This is a genomic window from Maribacter luteus (assembly GCF_009674825.1).
Lineage (GTDB): Bacteria > Bacteroidota > Bacteroidia > Flavobacteriales > Flavobacteriaceae > Maribacter_A > Maribacter_A luteus.
Genome location: NZ_WKJH01000008.1, coordinates 1 through 20004 on the forward strand (window position 1 = coordinate 1; position 20004 = coordinate 20004).

Here is a 20004-nt window from a genome sequence, read left to right on the forward strand (position 1 = left end):
TGCGGAGCAAGTTATATTAAAGAAAAAAAGGTGGTTTAAGGCAAAAAAGAAAATATTGATTAACTTTAGAGAACTGGACTAGGGCTTTTCATAGGAGCCATTGTTAGGCACAGTTTTTATTCAGACGTTTTTAAATGTTTTATATAATTATTTAAAAGCCCTCTTATTTGCTCCGCTGCAACAGGATTCGCTGAATGAACTTTAAATTCCAAATTTCGTAAATCAATTCCAGATTCATAGACAAGCCATTTCGCAGCAGCCAATCCATCAGGTGCAACTTTTCCGTCTTCTCCAAGTCCAAGGTCATTATCAAAACTTATGTAGTTCGGAAGACCATTAGTTTTTATGTAATCAACAAAAGCAGAGTAGCTGCGAACAATATCAAATTCAGATTCCATTGATTTGTCATAAATCATTTCGATAGTTCTTACGTCGTCTAAAAACAGCTTTTTCATTTTATTTTTATTCTGGAATTGGGTCTCCTTCTCCTGGTTTTAATACTGAAAATGCCCAATCCGCAGATTTTGGTACATTTAATTTGTCGAGCCATTCTCCACCTAATCCAGCTACTTGAATTTTATTGTCAATTACTTCCAATCCTTCCGTTTCTCCAAAGAAGAATTGAATTCCATTGTCAAGCGCAATACCCATCGTGTCAGGTATTTTAAATACATAACTTTCGTTTGGCTTAATTGTTACTTTTTCATTGGCACTAATTGAATTCGCAGTTTCATTGAAAATAAAAATGCTATATACTTTCCCAGTCGCATTATATGTTTCAGGTTCGATGGTCTCTCCACTATAATTCGGATTAACGTAAACCTTATTATTTTGCGTGTCTTCACTCTCGTTTGAATTATTTTCCGTCTGCGATTTACATTGGAAAAATAAAATTGAGACAAATGTTACTATGTAAACTAAATACTTTCTGTTTTTCATTTTTCTAATTGTGCCTAACGGTTTCGTATAACCGTCAGTTACGGGATTAAAGATAATGTTTTTCGGTTTAGCACTGACGTTAGCAATTCCGAGTGGATTCGGACGCAGTCGAATCCGCCGTAATTGCGGTTATACATTGTTAGGCAACGTATTTTATTTTAATATTGATTTCTGTTTTGAAAATTCAGATTCCAACACCTTAAATATCGGAATTGTCCTTTCAAAACATAATTCATTCACTTCTTTAAAATCAGATTTAGTCTTTTTTATAAAATTCGTTAAAGTTTGTTGTCTTATGAATTTAAATTTTTCTTGTTCTTCCGGACTCGCTTTCATAAAATAATGTTCCACTATTGTTGGGTTATAAAACTTTTCGAGTCTAAATAACTCCTCATTGATATAAGAATGTCTATGAATAATAGCATTTCTGTCTCCTGTGAAATCGATTAGGATTTTTTTGAAATTTTTAAAATGTTCAGGAATATTCGTTTTTAAAACTTTTGAGTTGTTTAGAACTAACCTCTCTTTTACGTCTTTTTCATTTATTCCCAAGTTGAAAATTGCATTAATCATTTGTAGCATCCTATCAGAAACAGATGTTATTCTAATGATATAATTTTCGACATTATAAACTAAATGTTTTCCTCTACCAATTTCATCTTTCTTGTTATATCTGTAATTAGAAAGGAATTCGATTGAGTTTTGAAGTTGGTCATATAAAGTCATTAAGTGAATTGTGTAGAAAAAACTATCATTCAAGTAATTCAATAAATCAAAATTTTTGTCATTTTTCCTATCTCTATTTTCAAACTCCATATTTTCTAATAGAATAGTCTTTAAAAAGGGTTGTTCTAATAATTTATCAAAATTGGTCATTGATTGGTTTATATGTTGCCTAACACATAAATATGTGCATGTTTTAATTTGCACCTCCAATTTACACATTTTTCACTTAGACCTGTCACTATAGGGGATAACAATTTTTATGGTGTTATTCATTTTGTATATCAATTAAGTAAAGCGTTGTTGATATATATTTTTGTGATATACAAAATGCGCAATAGTTGCCGAAGTAATTATAAAAAAAATTAGGTCTTAACAATCAGTCAAATATACCCCAACGGCGAGTCCGCCTTCCGAGGTTTCTTTGTATTTGGTGTTCATATCCTTGGCGGTTTCCCACATGGTACGTACCACCTTGTCCAATGGTACCTTGGCTTCCTTGGGGTCAGAATCCAATGCAAGTTCAGCGGCATTAATGGCTTTTATGGCACCCATTGAGTTTCGCTCTATACACGGCACTTGTACCAAACCGCCAATAGGATCACAGGTAAGGCCCAAATGGTGCTCCATGGCTATTTCGGCGGCCATTAAAACCTGTTCGGGGCTTCCGCCCAAAAGTTCGGTCAGGGCACCTGCGGCCATGGCCGATGATACGCCGATCTCTGCTTGGCAACCTCCCATGGCCGCGGAAATCGTTGCTCCTTTTTTAAAGATACTCCCGATCTCACCGGCTACAGATAAAAACCGTTTTATCTCCCCGAAACCTGCATCATGGTTTTCAATGACCAAGTAATACATGAGTACGGCGGGGATTACACCGGCACTCCCATTGGTTGGGGCAGTGACCACACGGCCCAACGAGGCATTTACCTCATTGACCGCCAAGGCAAAGCAACTTACCCACTTTAGGATTTGTCGAAATTTGACCTCGGTCTGCCGAATCGTCCGTAGCCATTCCTCGGGATTGGAGTAGGGCAACCCGCCCTTTAGGTTTTGGTGCATGCCAAAGGCCCGTCTCCGCACTTGGAGTCCGCCTGGGAGTATGCCTTCGGTATGGCAACCGATATACATGCATTCTAGCATGGTATCCCAAATGCGATGCAGTTCACGGTCTATTTCAGCATCCGTGCGCAGGGATCGTTCGTTGAGCAGTACAATTTCAGAAATACATTTATTTTCCTGTTCGCAATAGGCCAATAGTTCATTGCCCGTGGTAATGGGCAAGGGAAAGGTTTTAAGGGTCTCTATATTACGCTTGGCATTCTTGCGCTCTTTTACGACCACGAAACCACCTCCGATAGAATAATAGGTTTTCGATTTCTTATCGCCGTTGGCAAGGGTAGCAACGAATTTCAATCCATTGGCATGAAAAGGGAGGAATTCCCTATTGAAAACAATATCGGTGGCCGGATCAAAGGGAAGCGATACTTCGTTGTTCAGGATCAAGGTTTTAGTGTCCTTTATATGTTGAACAATAGCATGTATGTCGGCAATAGGTACATATTCGGGATCGGCGCCCGAAAGGCCGAGCATAACGGCATAATCGGTGGCATGGCCTTTTCCCGTCAAGGATAGGGAACCGTACATATGAACCTGTATTTTTATTACTTGGGAAAAATGTCCTTGGTATTTGAGCCTGGCAATATAACGTTCAGCGGCACGCCAGGGTCCTAAGGTATGGGAGCTAGACGGACCGATACCTATTTTCAACATATCAAAAATACTGATACACTCTATCTTTGTTTCCGTTTGCTTCACGTTGTAAAGATAAAATTATTGTTGAATGAAATGTTGTATCCGAAATTTCTTGGGCACTAAAATTTCAATTTCGTTTCAGTATTTTCCATAAAGCGAATATTGCCGGGCTAAAAGCTATTTTTTTTTGGTATAAAACGACGATGTGGAAAAATATTGGTAGGGCGTTCAATTTAAAAGATACTGAAATATTAATGGTTTACACCGTAATCGATTAAAAGAAGTCGGTTTGTCCTTCCAAATAAAACAGGAAAGTCAAGGAATAGGAAAACCTTCAAGTGCCCATTAGATGGAGGTTTTACCCGGATATGACAATATTCTGAATGACATCATGTCAGTTCACCGGCAATTGGCATATTGTTTGTCATTCCCTTACCGACGAATAAAAACAAGCACTAATATTTAAAACATAAATAATGAGCAAGATCATAGGTATAGATTTGGGTACGACCAACTCCTGCGTTTCAGTAATGGAAGGTAACGAGCCCGTTGTAATCCCCAATGCCGAAGGTAAACGAACTACACCATCAGTAATCGCATTTGTAGAAGGTGGTGAAATTAAAGTGGGCGACCCTGCAAAAAGACAGGCAGTTACCAACCCGCATAAAACCGTTTACTCGATAAAACGTTTTATGGGCAACAAGTTCTCTGAATCTAAAAAAGAGGCAGACCGTGTTCCTTATAAAGTAGTAAAAGGGGATAACGATACCCCAAGGGTAGATATAGACGGTCGTTTATATACACCACAAGAACTTTCAGCCATGATTCTTCAGAAAATGAAGAAAACCGCTGAGGATTATTTGGGCCAAGATGTGACCAGGGCGGTAATTACCGTACCTGCATACTTTAACGATGCCCAAAGACAGGCCACCAAAGAGGCCGGTGAGATTGCCGGACTTAAAGTGGAACGAATCATTAACGAACCTACCGCCGCTTCTTTGGCATACGGAATGGATAAAAAGGATACCGACCAAAAAATAGTCGTTTTTGACTTTGGTGGTGGTACCCATGATGTTTCCATTTTGGAGTTGGGTGATGGTGTGTTCGAGGTATTGTCTACCGATGGAGATACCCACTTAGGTGGTGATGATGTTGATCAAAAAATCATTGATTGGTTGGCCGAAGAGTTCAAGAAAGATGAGAGTATGGACCTTCGTGACGATGCCATGGCATTGCAACGTTTGCGTGAAGCTGCCGAAAAAGCCAAAATCGAGTTATCTTCTTCTGCACAGACAGAGATCAACTTACCTTACGTTACAGCAACGGCTACAGGACCAAAACACTTGGTACGTACGTTGACAAGATCAAAATTTGAGCAATTGATCGCTGATCTTGTAAAAAGAACAATCGATCCTTGTGAGTCGGCCTTAAAAGCAGCCGGACTTTCAAAAAGTGATATTGATGAGATCATTTTGGTAGGTGGATCAACACGTATCCCAGCAGTACAGGAAGCAGTTGAGAAATTCTTTGGTAAAAAACCTTCTAAAGGGGTTAACCCGGATGAGGTTGTTGCCGTAGGTGCCGCCATTCAAGGTGGTGTATTGACCGGTGATGTTAAAGATGTATTGTTGTTGGATGTTACCCCTCTTTCCTTAGGTATAGAGACCATGGGTAGCGTAATGACGAAACTGATCGATGCGAATACAACGATCCCTACCAAGAAATCACAAGTGTTCTCTACTGCAGCTGACAACCAGCCATCTGTTGAGATCCATGTGTTGCAAGGGGAAAGACCAATGGCAGCGGATAACAAAACGATAGGACGTTTCCATTTAGACGGTATTCCACCTGCACAAAGGGGAACACCACAGATCGAGGTTACTTTCGATATAGATGCCAACGGTATCATCAAGGTTTCCGCAACCGATAAGGCTACTGGAAAATCCCAAGATATCCGTATCGAGGCTTCTTCAGGTTTAACCGAGGAGGAAATCAAAAAAATGAAAGCAGAAGCGGAAGCAAATGCTGAAACCGATAAAAAAGCGAAGGAAACTGCCGATAAATTGAATGAGGCCGACGGAATGATCTTCCAGACCGAAAAACAATTGGCAGAGTTCGGGGACAAACTTTCAGATGATAAGAAAAAGCCTATCGAAGAAGCTTTGGAAGAATTGAAGAAAGCACATGAAAGTAAAGACCTTGCGGTAATTACCCCAGCTTTGGATAAAATCAACGAAGCATGGAAAGTAGCTTCTGAGGAAATGTACAAAGCCCAAGCCGAAGCGCAACAACCGGGAGCAGCACCAAATGGTGAGGATACTGCCGGCACTGCCGATGCGGGTGAAGGCGATAATGTTGAAGACGTAGACTTCGAAGAAGTCAAGTAGCCTGTCTTGAGCGCAGACGAAGGGTAGACTTCGAAGAAGTCAAGTAATCTTCATAACATTTATACAAAAAAAACATCCTGACGTTTCCGTCAGGATGTTTTTTATTTTATATACTTAACGAATAAGCAGGCCGCGATCTGGCTCACGGCCATACCCCTTTACGATAAGGGAATCATTATGAAATGCGACCCTTGCAAAGGAGGTGCTGTCCCGAGTATCTAACATTCCCTTGAAATTTAGGTAGTGTACGCCATCTTTTTGTACATAACTGCCATCGTGGTGGTGACCATTGAAATAGAACTTTACACAATCGTATTTATCGATTATAGAGAGTAATTGTTCATAATTCCAGAGGTTAAGGTCATTGGTTTCCCCGAGAACGGGAAAATGGCAATAAAAACCTACACGCTCCTTGTTCTGTGTGGCGAGTTTCAGCTCATCTTCGATCCATTGTAATTGTTCTTTTCCCAATCCGCCGTTCCAAGGCTTCAAATTGGGCAGCTCTTTACTTGATAGTTGTTGAAAGAGCGAGTCGGTCTGTTGCTTTTTGGTTTCCGTAAGGGCACCATGTACACTCAGGTCATTTCCATCCAAAACAATGAACCGCCATTTATTCTTAACGATGCTGTAATACCGGTCTTTAAGATCCATTTTTTCAAATACCAAAGGTTTAAGGGAGTCGGCAACACTAAAATCATGGTTGCCCAAAACATGGTACCTTTCCGATTTTAATCCGCTCCAAATAGGGATAAGGGTATCGAAACTATTAAAATCCCTGTCAATAAAATCCCCCAAATGTATGGTATAGTCCAAGGTATGGGTATTCAGTTCGGTTACCGCTTGCTTTAAACGAGCCGGTGCTTTCTTATAAAAACGTACGTCGGTCGGTTCACAATAACAGTATTGGCAGTCGGCAATGACCCCGATTTCAAAATCGGGATATTCGGGAACGGGCTTTTCTTTGGTGTTGCACGCCATGATCAAAAGTAGCGGTACAAGGGCATAAAAAAGTTTCATATCGTTGGTTTACGGGTTACATTAATTTCAATGGGGCTAAAGATACAGGTCTATTCGATTAAAAATACATGTACGGTCAACGAATTTTCACTGCAAAAGGCAATATTAATGGTACGGAATTTGTTTTATTGTTGCAGTATTATAAAGTACATTTGGTATATGGTAAAAAATTACGCGTCTACTTTTTTACATTCTTGGATAATCGTTGCCCTTTTTGGCTTTGTCGCTATAGGTCAAGGACAAGAACCCAGGATTTTCACAATTTCCGATTTTGACCTAAAAGGTCCCGTAAAATCGTGCTTGGTAAGTACCAAGTATGGCAAGGAGGCTTATGATTTTGATAAACAGGGAAAATTAACGAAATCGGTTACCCGATATAACGAAAGTGATTACGATGTTACCTACTATAAATACAAGGGAGGGGAGCTTGCGGAAAAGCGTTTTGAGAATTATAGGAACAATGTTTTTGAGCGCAGTACCTCCTACGCGAATTTCTATGAGGTAGATACGGTTCCTGAACGTAGGGTCACTGAAAAGATAATCTCTTACGATAAGGAGTTTTTGGACCGTTATGAATATATCTATAATGCGGATACCATTCTGACAAAAATAATACGTACCAATAATGATGGTAACGACGAAACATTGATTGATTATTCGGAATACCGTGGGGAGCAGACCCAGATCCATGAATTGAACGGATCTGTTATCAAATCTATTCGCAAATCGGTCAAAGTAGGTAAAAACAAGCAAAAACAAAGGGTAATATTGACCAAGAAGTTTTTGGAAGGGGAACCACAAAGCGCTTTGGAAGAGGTGTTCGATGAACAAGGGAAATTACTATCGGAAACCCATTTTGTAAACGATCCCAATAAAAATCAATTTGCCCCCAAAGAGGTCATTACCTATGAGTACGATTCAAAAGGAATGCTCTTGAAATCAATTACCAAAAGAGGGAAGTCGGTAGCCGTAAAAGAATACATTTACCAATTCGATAATGGGGAAGAAGGTAACTGGATCAAAGAGATCATTACTCCCGAAAATTCTTATACTACCCGAAAAATAAAGTACTACGAAGACGAAGTTACCGAGAAGAAAGAAGAGTAACTAGGATTTAGGTTCTATAAGGTCCCATAGGTTGCCATAAAGGTCCTTGAACACCGCTACCGTGCCATAGGCTTCCTGTCTTGGTTCTTCCTTGAAGACCACCCCGTTCTCGCTCATGTGCTTATGGTCTCTCCAAAAATCATCGGTATGCAGAAACAGGAATACGCGGCCCCCGGCTTGGTTGCCGATACACCGTATTTCTTCTTGGGTTGTGGCCTTGGCCAAAAGTAAGGTGGCACCATCAGATTTGGGAGGAGTGATCAGTACCCATCTTTTATCCGGGCCTAAAGTGGTATCCTCCAGAACCTTGAAACCTAATTTTTGGGTATAAAATGAGATAGCCTCATCATAATCTTTTACGATCAAGGCAATAGTGGCGATTTTCTGTTTCATGGTTCAACTGCTTTTTATGATCCTTGGTTAAATTCTTCCTTTAAAATACCATAACAGCAGGTATTTCGCTTAAATCCGTCTAAGAGGTATACATTTTTACGTAACACCCCTTCAAGTATTCCGCCTACTTTTTCAACCGCCTTTCGTGAGCGCATATTACGTTCGTCTATCCGGAATTCGATTTTTTCGAATCCCATTTTCTCAAAGGCATACCCGAGCATTAGGGCTTTCATTTGGGAGTTGAGTCCCGTACCATGGAATTCCCTGCCGATCCAAGTAGACCCGATATGAAGCACCTTGTTTTTCCAATCTATGTTCATGAATCGGGTACAACCGGCATAGTGTTGGTTTTTCTTGTCAAACACGATAAAAGGGATACTTGTCTTTTCCTTATTCTGCAGCAAGGCAGTTTCCACATATTTTTTCAAGGCCTCGGGAGTTTCAATATCAGAGGGGGAATATTGTACCAACTTTTTCTGGCAAGCAATGGGGATAAGGTGCTTATAATTGTCCAAGGTCAAAGGTTCAAGTCGTACCCTTTCATTTTCCAGGGTAAAGGAAAGGTTGTTTTGCATAGGGTCCATGGGTTAGAGGGATTTATATTCACTTTTTGTCATTCTATATTGAATCAGGGAAACATAGGTGTTGTCTTCAATAGTATGACCTCTTTTAATATCATGGTCCTTGAATACCCCTTCTTTGACCATTCCGTTTTTGACCATTACCCTGCCCGATGCTTCATTGGTGGTTAAATAAACGGCAATGATTTTGTTGAGTTTCAGTTTATCGAATCCGAAGGCAAGTATGGCCTTTGCAGCTTCGGTGGTTATACCTTGGTTCCAAAAGTCCTCAGCCAACCAATAACCTAATTCCGCTCGGTTGTTTTCCTTGTTGATGTCAAGTCCGATCGCACCGATCAATCCGGGAGAATCTTTTAATCGTATGCCAAACATATAATTGTCTTTTTCCTTAAAACCGGAATTGGTCATTTGGAGCCATGCGATGGCATTTTCTTCAAGGTAAGGATGAGGAATACTTCGGGTGTTTTCGGCGATTTTAATATTACCCGCATAAGTAAGTATATTTGGAATGTCGGAAGTTTTGACTTGGTCAAGCACCAAACGTTCTGTCCTAAGGGTAGGAAACTGTTCCATATTAAAGAAATTGATTTAGTAGTTCTTTTTTCACTTCATGTTTGCCTTCGAAAATCTTGAATTTTGCCTTCCCGCTGAAAAGTGATTTTATTCGCTCCTTTTCCTTTTGTAGTCGTTCGGCGTTGATGTATTCATCTTGGTCGCCTACCAAGGCCGTGACTTTGGTGTTGTTTTCGATCAGGAAATCAAAATCGCCCGGGCGCAGTTCATTGGGAATTCCTCCGGCATATAAAACCAATTGATGGCACTTTAATTTGCTGTGTTTTACCCAACGTGTGGCAATGGAAACACCTTGGGAATATCCGAAAACTATCAAATTACAGGAAGGTGGAAGATTTTCACTATCGAAAACCGCATCTAAATAATTCAGTACGTTTTTGGTTTCCAAGGCTGTATTTTCTTTGGTCAACCAGCTGGCACCTACATGGCGATATTCATTGTTCAGATAATATTTTGAAGGGGCTTGTGGGGCAATGATGTAATTTTCATCGCATGGCAGGTCTTTGAAATATTTAAGGAAATATCTGCTTAGATATCCTATACCATGAAAAACGAGCCAAACATTCTTCGTTTTGTCCGAGAGCGAATTTAGCGTTGTATATGAATTCGTTGTTTGGAATGTCACCAGTTTTTCAACCTGCTTCATGTAAATATGATTATTCAGCGAGATGTTGTTGCCTAAGTTATGCTTAATTTTACAAAAAATCTTTAGATGAACGAATACAAAGATAAGATCCTAAAGGTTTGCAACGAGTCTTCGAAGAACACTTTAATGCAAACATTGGAAATTGAGTATGTTGAAATAGGGGAAAATTTTTTAGTGGGTAAAATGCCGGTAACCCCCAAGGTGCACCAACCCGATGGTGTGTTGCATGGTGGGGCCATGGTCGCCTTGGCTGAAAGTGTGGGTAGTATGGCTTCCTACATTTTCCTGGATGCCCAGAAATTCTTTGTACGTGGTATTGAAATTTCGGCCAACCATGTCAAAAGTGTAAAATCCGGTGATGTTTTCGCCAAAGCCACGATTTTACATAAGGGTAGAACCACGCAATTGTGGGATATAAAGATTACCGATGCCGATGATCAGTTGATATCTATCTGTAAATTGACAACGATCGCATTACCCAAAGAATAGAATGTTGAAAGATGTTTTGAATAGGGTAGAGGGGCAGTTATCCCTAGAATTACCTTTTGTAATCTACCGAAAACCGAATGCACAGGAGGTACATGCCATTTTGCAAAAGGATGCCGAGCTGCACCATGTGCGGGATTTTAGTGAAAAAGGATTTGTTTTTGCGCCTTTCAATGTTGAAAGTCCAACTATATTATTGCCTTTGCACGAGCAATTGAAGGCCGATTTTGTAAAAGAAAAACTGCCGAAGGGATTAAGTGTTAATGAGCAAAAGGAGGCAGGGGAGGAAAAAGCACATCACGTACAGATAGTAAGGCAAGGTATCCTGGAAATAGGAAAGGGTACGTTTGATAAGGTCGTGCTATCCAGAAAACAGGAGGTAGCTTGTGCCAATTCGCCTTTAGCTATTTTTCAACGATTATTGAACACCTACGATAGGGCATTTTGCTATTTATGGTACCATCCTAAAGTTGGTATGTGGTTGGGGGCCACCCCAGAGATATTGCTACGAACCTCCAATAACAGTTTAACGACCATGTCATTGGCCGGTACAAAGGCTTTTATTGAGGGGGAACAGCCGGTTTGGGGGCAAAAAGAATTGGAAGAACAGCGAATGGTCACCGAATACATAAACAAGGCCCTACAGGATAAGGTTACGGGAATAAGGCAATCGGAAGTAGAATCGTCCAAAGCTGGTAACCTATGGCATTTACGTACCAAAATAACTGCCGTGTTCCAAAATAACCTTTCGAGCATCATTAGGGCGCTTCATCCTACCCCGGCCGTATGTGGCATGCCTTTATTACCTGCAAAAAACTTCATTGGGGAATTTGAACAGTATGATCGGGAATATTATACAGGGTTTTTGGGTGAATTGAATTTTAAGCAGGAAGTTTCAAGGGTAAGAAGTCAACGTAACCAGGAGAACAAGTCGTACAAAACGATAAAGACGGCTACAGAACTGTTCGTGAACCTGCGCTGTATGAAATTTACCGACGCAAAGGCCACCGTTTTTGTTGGTGGCGGAATCACCAAAGATTCCGACCCTCTGAAAGAATGGCAAGAAACGGTCGCCAAAAGCAATACAATTTTACAAGTAATTATCGATTAACAGTATTTAATTGAACATTGGGTTAAGAACAACGGAGGTTGTATTTTTGTTTTAATGAACTATTCGAGCATACCTGTGGCCCAAACTGTGGTCATGCATTGTAAGGCCAAAGGCATAAAGGATATTGTTATATCCCCTGGATCCAGAAACGCCCCTTTGACCATAGGATTTACTGAAGATCCCTATTTTGATTGTTATAGCATTGTTGATGAGCGCAGTGCCGCTTTCTTTGCATTGGGTATGGCCCAACAATGGCAAAGGCCCGTAGCTGTCCTATGTACCTCTGGGAGTGCTTTACTTAATTATTACCCTGCAGTTGCGGAAGCTTTTTATAGTACAGTGCCCTTGGTGGTCATATCTGCAGACCGTCCTTTTTATAAGATCGATGTGGGGGACGGACAAACCATTCGTCAAGATCATGTTTTTGATCGCCATATCGGGTATTCGGCCAATTTGAAACAAGATGTCTCCCATGCTACCGGGAAAGTAAGGAAATATGCACCTGAAACTATGGATGGTGAGGTTGAAAAGCTTCAAGTGGGCATACAGGTGTATAACGATGAGGTTTTGAACAAGGCCATGAACCTGGCTATTGATCGCCGATTGCCCGTGCATATCAACGTGCCATTGGAAGAGCCCTTGTATGATAAGGTGACCAAGCCCAATGTATATCCGAATTGTGAGGTTAGCCATGAAAAAGATGCAATACTTGAGAATCTAGAGGAATTTTCAAAGCAATGGAATTCGGCCAAGCGTAAAATGGTCTTGGTAGGGGTCAATTATCCGAATTCCATAGAAGAAAAGTTCTTGGATAGTTTGGGAACCGATCCTTCTGTCATTGTTTTGACCGAAACTACTTCGAACCTGCACCACCCCAATTTCTTTCCAAGTATCGATAGTATTATCGCCCCTATTGAAAAATCGGGACATTCCGAAGAAATGTTCAAAGCGCTACAACCAGATATCCTACTTACTTTCGGCGGCTTGGTCGTATCTAAAAAAATCAAGGCATTTTTAAGAAAATATAAACCTACGCAGCATTGGCATATAGATCCATTAAGGGCAAATGATACTTTTTTCGCCCTAAACCACCATTTTAAAGAGCATGCCAACGGTTTTTTTAATCGATTCATGCCCAAATCAGTTCATGTCGATAGTGAGTATTTTGAGTTTTGGGATCGGTTCAAAGTGGTTTATGAGGCTAAAAGGGAGTCGTATATAAAGAATATCCCATTTTCTGATTTTCTGGTTTTCAAAAACATTTTCGGGAAAATGCCCGAAGGGGTGCAATTGCAAATGGCGAACAGTTCTACCATAAGGTATGCCCAATTATTTGATTTAAAACCTTCCCTTGAGGTTTTTTGCAACCGAGGCACTAGTGGTATAGATGGGAGTGTATCCACGGCAGTGGGGGCAGCAATGGCCAATGGTAAACAAACCGTGTTGATTACCGGGGACCTGAGTTTTTTCTATGATAGTAATGGATTATGGAACAAGTACTTAAGGCCTGATTTTAGGATTATCGTAATAAATAATGAGGGAGGGGGGATTTTCAGGATCCTTCCCGGAAAGGAAGAAACTGAAACCTACGCCACCTATTTTGAAACCACACATGGTTTGGATGCGGCACATTTATGTAAAATGTACGGTCTGGATTATTGCTCGGTGAAAGATGAAGTCGCCTTGAACGATCAACTGGATGATTTCTTCGAATCTTCAACAATACCCAAGCTTTTGGAGATTAAGACCCCTAGAACATTGAACAATAAAATTTTGATGGAATACTTTGATTTTATATCTTCGGGTATTATTAATCATATTCTATAAGAACACTAACTATTATGAGTAAAAGAGACGATTTGATCAAGAAGTATGCCGAAGACATTAAAGATAAATTCGGTGAAGCTGCAGACATGGACCTTTTGACCAAAGTAACTATTGGTTTGGGCCCATCTATTTACAATATCGATGCTTCTAAAGTTTCAGGTTCCGATGAAAAGGAATTGGAAACCGTTAAGAAAAACTATTTGATGAAAAAATTAGGGATGAGCGATAGCCCGGAACTAATGGAAGGTATCAAAACCGTTATGGACAAATATGGTTCATCCAATAGAAACAAGCATAGAGCTGTGGTTTACTATATGCTTTGTAAGCATTTCAAAAAACAATCTGTTTACTAGTAGGCAATACGATTAAAGATAAATGAAACCGCTCTTTTTAAGGGCGGTTTTTTTATGCCAACACTTTTAAACCTTACTTTTGCAATATGATAGCATTGGGAACATACAATACACTTGAAATCTTGAGGGATACCAGTGTGGGACTTTTTTTAGGGGATGGTGAAGGCAATGATATTCTATTGCCCAACAAATACGTTCCAGAGGATTATTCAATAGGGGATTCATTGACCGTATTCTGTTATCTTGATCATTCTGAAAGGCCCGTGGCCACTAACTTGGAGCCTGAAATACTCGTTAATGAATTTCAGTTGTTGAAAGTCGTTGAGGTCAATGAATATGGAGCCTTTTTGGACTGGGGACTTGAAAAGCATCTTTTGGTGCCATTTAGGGAACAGCGAGATAAAATGCAAGAAGGCCATTGGTATGTGGTCTATTGTTATTTGGATCAACAGAGCAATAGATTGGTGGGTTCGAACAAAATAGACAGGTTCTTGAGTAACGATACCTTATCGGTCAAAGAAGGTGATGTGGTAGATTTGGTGGTTGCCAGGAAAACCGAATTAGGATACGAGGTGATCATTAACAACCTGCACAAAGGCTTGGTATATCTCAATGAGATTTTCAAGACCATATCCATAGGGGACAATACAAAAGGTGTTATTAAGAGAATACGTCCCGATAATAAAATAGATGTTTCATTGCAGCCCTTGGGGGAAAAGATCTTGGAACCTGCAGCAAACAAGATTTACGAGCAGCTAATGGCCCATGGAGGGTATTTGGGTCTGCACGATAAGTCCGATCCCGAATTGATCAAGGAAGAGCTGCAAATGAGTAAAAAAGTCTTTAAAAAAGGAATAGGTACACTTTATAAGGCAAGAAAGATCGAGATAAAGAGTGACGGTATTTATGCCATAGGTACCTGAAGGGGGCAAAACCTACTTGAATAATGGTCTAAGGTAATGAATATCAGTTCTGTACTAAGAAATTTGTTGCAAAGTATGGATATAATGGGCAAAAATTTTAATTTTATTGCTTGATATTTTTTATATGTTAAATTCATTAATTTTTTTTGGTTACCTTTAACCGATCAGACCCCTAAAAACATAACATTACATGCCATTTATAGAAGAAAGCGATTTATTGGAATTGCATAAGGATATAGACAAGGCGCAGATCATAAACGAACGTCTTCTAGATCAAATTAAAATAAAGAACAAGGAACTTAAAAGAAGTAAGGTACAACGGAATGTACTGGCAGTGATCACCGGACTGTTTCTAGTTGGTACATTTGGAATAACCACCTATACCGCAGGGCTTAGTACTTCGAATAGTTTGGAGAACCGAAATAACCTTTTGGTTTCCATAGATAGTTTAGAGGCACATAAGGCCCGTATCGACAATCTTAGGAAACAAAATGAGGAATTGAGCTTGGTGAAGGAATTTTACTTGGCCAAGAGTTTTTTGGATAAGGAAACCATCTATTCAGTTCAGGTAAAATCATTTGTCGATAATAATGTTACTTTGGCCTCTGAGGCTTTGACCAACACACTTTTTGTTAAGACCAATCCGTTTTACTCATACTCGTTAGGTAATTTCGAAACGCTTCAAGAAGCGCAGAAATTTCGTAAGCAGTTGGTTAACTTAGGATTCAACGACGCATTCGTTGCCTCCTACAAAGATGGGAAACGACTACAAATAGAAGACCCTTACTAGGTTGCCTAAATTATCTACTTGGATAAACGCTGCGCGATTACGTACACTTCCTCTTTCCGTATCCGGGATTTTGGTAGGTACTGCTTTGGCCGGTTTTCAGGGCAGTAGCGACATAACCATTTTTATCTTGGCACTATGTACGGCCATCGGTTTTCAGATAACATCTAATTTTGCCAATGATTATGGAGACGGGGTCAAAGGTACCGATAATGAAGACCGTATTGGCCCAAAACGGGTTTTACAAAGCGGGTTATTGACCAGGAAAGTACTGAAACGAGGTATTGTCATTTCGATAATCATCAATATAATTTTTGTGGTCGCCGTGGTCTATCTTGCTTTCGGACCTGAAAACCTAGGATATATTTTCTTGTTCATGGCTTTAGGGGCATTTAGTATTTGGGCCGCGATTAAATATACCGTTGGGGCTTCGGCCTATGGATATCGGGGTTTGGGAGATGTTTTTGTTTTTATCTTCTTCGGATTGTTGGCTGTTCTGGGAACCATGTTCCTATTTACCAAGAGTATTTCATTAACGGCGGTATTACCGGCTATGTCCATAGGGGCTTTGAGTACAGCGGTACTTAACCTCAATAACCTTAGGGACCACGAATCGGACAAGGCATCGAACAAAAATACCTTGGTGGTAAAAATGGGTTTTGAAAAAGGTAAGGTCTATCATACCTTCTTGATTGCGATAGGCCTGATATGTTTATTGGTCTATTTGATTTTGGAGTTCCAATGTTATTTTCAGCTTCTTCCTTTAATTGTTTTTATTCCGATAGTATTACAGCTTAAAAGGGTTGTTAAAACTGGTGATCCATCTTTATTGGACCCCGAATTGAAGGTGTTGGCGATTAGTATATTTTTCCTTTCCCTCTTGTTTTATTTGGGTAATAATATTTTTTGTAATTTTGGGTAATAACTTACTAAACCATAAATGTCTTGGAAAAACCTATTAGAATATTGATCGTTGAGGATAATGTGATTATTGCCGACGATATGCAATCGATGCTTGAAGAAATCGGCTATGAGATTGTAGACAATGTCATAGTGTATGAACAAGCTGAAAAAGTTTTGAAAACGGAGCAAGTGGATCTTGTTCTGATAGACATTATTTTGGCATCTGATAAAACTGGGATAGATCTGGGCAAGCATATTCGTGAGAATTATGATATACCTTTTATCTTTGTTACTTCCAATTCGGACAGGGCCACTGTTGAAAATGCGAAGACGGTAAAACCCAATGGTTATTTGGTAAAACCTTTTGAGCAACAAGATCTTTATACTTCCATAGAAATAGCCCTTTCGAATTTTACATACGGCACCAACAAGAGCGCTGCACCCGAAAATGTTGCGAACGATGATGTGCCCATGTCCAATTCCGTACTAAAGGATTCTATTTTTGTTAAGAAACAACATTTATATTATCGAATACAGTTCGGGGATATCCAATTTATCAAGGCGGATAATGTATACTTGGAAGTAAACACGGTTGACAAGAAATTTTTGGTACGTTCTCCATTAAAGGATTATTTGGAGAAATTGCCTAAGAACAAATTCTATAGGGCACATAAATCCTATATCGTGAATGTGGATCATATTGATGCCATCAATTCAAAGGATATAATGATCAACAATAACCTTATCCCTATTTCAAAAGATTTTAAAGAATTCATCATATCAGCAATGAATTCTTAACGAATAGCTTTAACTATTGAAAAAGAGGTGCCGAAAGCACCTCTTTTTTTATTACAACATTTTTTAAAGGGCCTCACCACAAGAATCAACTACTTCACAACAATAAGTTTCAGGAACTCGAACTTGGGTATATATTAGCCATGTGATTCAAAACAAGGAATTGCATTTAAAAAGTAAATAATTTTTTCATTTTCATATAGTGTTCTCGTAAAAGAGCTTTGTTGTAAAACAGGGCTCTTTTTAGTTTAAAAAAACCATGCGTTTGCAGAACATGCTATAATCGGGATAAAATCAATTTTCTTTCCTACAATCATTCTGTGAAATGCATGAAAAACACGATGAAATACATAGTGGTTTTCGGTTTTGCCTTTTCGCAACAGAAAACGGGGGTTTCACAACATTGTTCTAGCGACACGGGCAATGAAATCATATTTTTGTTTCTCTTTATAAGTTCCCAAAACTTACCGTATTACTTACCTAAAAGCACTATCCCATCAGGATGGTGTCTTGTGGGTTTAAAAACAAGGGAATCCAGTTGTTTTTTAGTATACAGCAGGGTTTTCTGTGTAATTATGGTAGAAATTATTGAAACGAGGACAATCACTATTGTAAAATTTCGTTCTATCGATACACGTATGTTATCTTATGAACGGGCGTTTACAACTAAAATCTAATGAAACCGATTTATCACGAGTAAGTTCGGTTTTATATTACGTATGAAAAAGCTGCTTGGCAAATCTTTGATCATAAGCATATTTTGCTTATTTATAGCTCCCGGAATTCATTCACAGGACTCTGTGCCATTGGTCGATGATGTGTATCTTAATTTTAAGAATCAGGACCAGCACGCCCAACGCTTTTCATATTTTTTCGGTTCACCTAACCGATATAAGCAGAATTCTGCCTACGATTGGTTAGATTCGGTAAACCAGTATCTGAACGAAGCCATAAAAGATAAGGATTCTATGGCCATTAAGCATTATATGCTTATGCAATCCCAAGTTTATTATGATCTAGGTGATTACGATAAAAGTTTGGCCATTTCCAGCGAACTGTATGATGAAAAGGATCAGTTGGAACTTGATTTCAAGGCCAAGTTATTGGGGTTGATGGATAGTACATATTCGCAATTGGCCCTTTATGCGGAACAAATTGATATCCGAAAAGAAAAAAAAGACCTTGGCTTAACAGAGGATATCGCTTTTTATGATATCTATTCTAATTTGGGGTTACACCGAAAGGCCATGAAAGACTATATTATCGAAGTTAGGAAGACTTTTCCCGACGATGATGAATTCAGTCAGGCCAAATACCACAACAATATCGGTAATTATTTACGTTTGGATAATTCCCCTTCCGTTGCCCTTAATAAGTATAAGGAGGCCAAGGGGCATTTAACCGTGTATTTAAACAATATAACAGTCGTTAAATCCGAAAGTGAGCTTATCAGTGCAAATAGCCTTATGGGGGTCATTGACGGTAATATCGGAAAATGTTATTCCCAACTTGGCCAGTATGAGGTGGCCATTCCTTTTTTGGAATCAAGTATTCAACAGATTTCAGAGAATAGCAAAGGGAAATACTCTTCCGATATCGTTGAGAACACCCTGGAAATTGCGAATTGCTATCTTCGATTGGAGAATTATGAAAAGGCAGTGGAGTATTTGAGTTCGGATTTGAGCTTAACGAAGACGGCCCATATCTTAAAAAGAAATCGCCTTTTGTCTTCCTATTATGATAAAACAGGTGACTATCAAAATTCAGCCGCGTATTTAAAGCGTAATATGCGGATCAGGGATTCTATAGACGTAAATGAATCTGAATTACGTACACAACAATTGGCCACCGTTATGGGTAGGGATCTGGCCAATACCCAGGCCATGTTCGAAGAACAGAAAAAAAACTTGGAACTGCAAAGGCTGGAAATGACCGCTCAGGATGAAAAAATAAACCTTGTTTTCATTTCACTGGTATTTACCTTAATGGGATTTGCCGGACTTGTGTATGCCTATTTAAAAAGTATCAAAAACCAACGATTGATCGCCGAGCAGAAATATATCATCGAGAATTCGTTAAAAGAGAAAGATTCCCTATTAAAAGAGATTCACCATAGGGTTAAGAATAACCTACAAATGGTTTCAAGTTTATTGAGCCTTCAAACCAAAAATACGCGTAGTAAGGCAGCCATCGTTGCATTGGAAGAAGGTAAGAGCAGGGTAAAGGCCATGGCGCTTATACACCAGAAACTTTATCAAAACGATGACCTTTCGGTAATTGAAATGCAAGGATATATTGAAAGTTTGATCAATAGCGTTCAATCGGTCTATAAAAAAGGCGGTCATAACATCAATATTACCATAGATGCCGAGGGGGTTGAGTTAGATATTGATAGGGCCATTCCTTTTGGGTTGATTTTGAATGAATTGGTATCCAATACCTTTAAATATGCATTTCCACATGACGAGGAAAATGGTAAGATCTATATCCATATCAGAAAACAAAACGGTCAAGAAGGCTTTTTTGAATATACCGATAATGGGGTTGGTTTGCCCGATGATACCGATGAACGCGCTCAAGCTTCCATGGGTATTCGTCTTATGAATAGACTGGCGAATCAGTTACAGACTAATTTAAATGTAGATAAAACATCGGAAGGTGTGCGCTACTGGTTTAATTTTAAGTAAGAGTTCTGTAA

The 20004-nt window shown here is 39.4% G+C and carries 20 protein-coding genes; 11 read left to right on the forward strand and 9 right to left on the reverse strand.

Annotation, left to right across the window (positions count from 1 at the left end; translation table 11 throughout):
* Positions 1-116: 116 nt before the first annotated feature.
* The 4 genes from GJ691_RS10415 to GJ691_RS10430 form a co-directional block, all read right to left on the reverse strand.
* Entirely contained in the window at positions 117-455 is a 339-nt protein-coding gene (locus tag GJ691_RS10415; RefSeq protein ID WP_154366609.1) for a cyclic-phosphate processing receiver domain-containing protein, read from the reverse strand.
* Between the two features lie 7 nt (positions 456-462).
* Entirely contained in the window at positions 463-939 is a 477-nt protein-coding gene (locus tag GJ691_RS10420) for a hypothetical protein (protein ID WP_154366611.1), read from the reverse strand.
* A 153-nt stretch (positions 940-1092) separates the two neighbouring features.
* Positions 1093-1815, reverse strand: a complete 723-nt coding sequence (locus tag GJ691_RS10425; protein ID WP_154366613.1) for a Cthe_2314 family HEPN domain-containing protein — start codon at positions 1813-1815, stop codon at positions 1093-1095.
* A 219-nt stretch (positions 1816-2034) separates the two neighbouring features.
* A complete protein-coding gene (locus GJ691_RS10430) occupies positions 2035-3459 on the reverse strand; it encodes an L-serine ammonia-lyase (RefSeq protein WP_179955103.1) in 1425 nt (474 codons plus the stop codon).
* Between the two features lie 434 nt (positions 3460-3893).
* Here GJ691_RS10430 and dnaK point away from each other — a divergent pair, with 434 nt between their 5' ends.
* Positions 3894-5804, forward strand: a complete 1911-nt coding sequence (gene dnaK, locus GJ691_RS10435; protein WP_154366615.1) for a molecular chaperone DnaK — start codon at positions 3894-3896, stop codon at positions 5802-5804.
* Positions 5805-5918: 114 nt separating this feature from the next.
* On the opposite strand, the gene GJ691_RS10440 is transcribed toward dnaK, so the two are convergent.
* Entirely contained in the window at positions 5919-6821 is a 903-nt protein-coding gene (locus tag GJ691_RS10440) for a metallophosphoesterase (RefSeq protein ID WP_154366617.1), read from the reverse strand.
* Positions 6822-6980: 159 nt separating this feature from the next.
* Between GJ691_RS10440 and GJ691_RS10445 the strand changes: the two genes are divergently transcribed.
* Complete coding sequence (locus GJ691_RS10445) at positions 6981-7928, forward strand: hypothetical protein (protein WP_154366620.1); 948 nt, start codon at positions 6981-6983, stop codon at positions 7926-7928.
* Here the strand turns inward: GJ691_RS10445 and GJ691_RS10450 are convergent, their stop codons facing one another.
* The 4 genes from GJ691_RS10450 to GJ691_RS10465 are packed head-to-tail and all read right to left on the reverse strand — an operon-like array spanning position 7929 to position 10121.
* Positions 7929-8321 (reverse strand): VOC family protein, encoded by a 393-nt coding sequence (locus tag GJ691_RS10450; protein WP_154366622.1) that lies wholly within the window; start codon positions 8319-8321, stop codon positions 7929-7931.
* 14 nt (positions 8322-8335) lie between these two features.
* Positions 8336-8896 carry a GNAT family N-acetyltransferase gene (locus GJ691_RS10455; protein WP_154366624.1) on the reverse strand — a complete coding sequence of 187 codons (561 nt, stop codon included), beginning with the start codon at positions 8894-8896 and terminating at the stop codon, positions 8336-8338.
* A gap of 12 nt (positions 8897-8908) precedes the next feature.
* Complete coding sequence (locus GJ691_RS10460; RefSeq protein ID WP_154366625.1) at positions 8909-9475, reverse strand: GNAT family N-acetyltransferase; 567 nt, start codon at positions 9473-9475, stop codon at positions 8909-8911.
* Position 9476: 1 nt separating this feature from the next.
* Positions 9477-10121: an alpha/beta hydrolase gene (locus GJ691_RS10465; RefSeq protein ID WP_154366627.1), complete on the reverse strand. Its 645-nt coding sequence runs from the start codon at positions 10119-10121 to the stop codon at positions 9477-9479.
* A 66-nt stretch (positions 10122-10187) separates the two neighbouring features.
* Here GJ691_RS10465 and GJ691_RS10470 point away from each other — a divergent pair, with 66 nt between their 5' ends.
* The 9 genes from GJ691_RS10470 to GJ691_RS10510 all read left to right on the forward strand — a co-directional run bounded on the left by GJ691_RS10470 (position 10188) and on the right by GJ691_RS10510 (position 19993).
* On the forward strand, positions 10188-10610 hold the full coding sequence (locus tag GJ691_RS10470) for a PaaI family thioesterase (protein WP_154366629.1): 423 nt from the start codon (positions 10188-10190) through the stop codon (positions 10608-10610).
* A 1-nt stretch (position 10611) separates the two neighbouring features.
* Entirely contained in the window at positions 10612-11718 is a 1107-nt protein-coding gene (locus GJ691_RS10475; RefSeq protein ID WP_154366631.1) for a chorismate-binding protein, read from the forward strand.
* A 54-nt stretch (positions 11719-11772) separates the two neighbouring features.
* Positions 11773-13545 carry a 2-succinyl-5-enolpyruvyl-6-hydroxy-3-cyclohexene-1-carboxylic-acid synthase gene (menD, locus tag GJ691_RS10480; RefSeq protein ID WP_154366633.1) on the forward strand — a complete coding sequence of 591 codons (1773 nt, stop codon included), beginning with the start codon at positions 11773-11775 and terminating at the stop codon, positions 13543-13545.
* Positions 13546-13559: 14 nt separating this feature from the next.
* Complete coding sequence (locus tag GJ691_RS10485) at positions 13560-13898, forward strand: DUF2853 family protein (protein WP_154366635.1); 339 nt, start codon at positions 13560-13562, stop codon at positions 13896-13898.
* Positions 13899-13984: 86 nt separating this feature from the next.
* On the forward strand, positions 13985-14821 hold the full coding sequence (locus GJ691_RS10490; protein WP_154366637.1) for a CvfB family protein: 837 nt from the start codon (positions 13985-13987) through the stop codon (positions 14819-14821).
* 190 nt (positions 14822-15011) lie between these two features.
* Positions 15012-15611 carry an SPOR domain-containing protein gene (locus GJ691_RS10495; protein WP_154366639.1) on the forward strand — a complete coding sequence of 200 codons (600 nt, stop codon included), beginning with the start codon at positions 15012-15014 and terminating at the stop codon, positions 15609-15611.
* A gap of 1 nt (position 15612) precedes the next feature.
* Complete coding sequence (gene menA, locus GJ691_RS10500; RefSeq protein WP_154366641.1) at positions 15613-16530, forward strand: 1,4-dihydroxy-2-naphthoate octaprenyltransferase; 918 nt, start codon at positions 15613-15615, stop codon at positions 16528-16530.
* A gap of 23 nt (positions 16531-16553) precedes the next feature.
* Entirely contained in the window at positions 16554-17309 is a 756-nt protein-coding gene (locus GJ691_RS10505; RefSeq protein WP_154366643.1) for a LytR/AlgR family response regulator transcription factor, read from the forward strand.
* Positions 17310-18025: 716 nt separating this feature from the next.
* The gene (locus GJ691_RS10510) at positions 18026-19993 is read left to right on the forward strand and encodes a sensor histidine kinase (protein WP_154366645.1); all 1968 of its coding nucleotides are present in this window, start codon (positions 18026-18028) and stop codon (positions 19991-19993) included.
* The last annotated feature ends 11 nt before the right edge of the window (positions 19994-20004 follow it).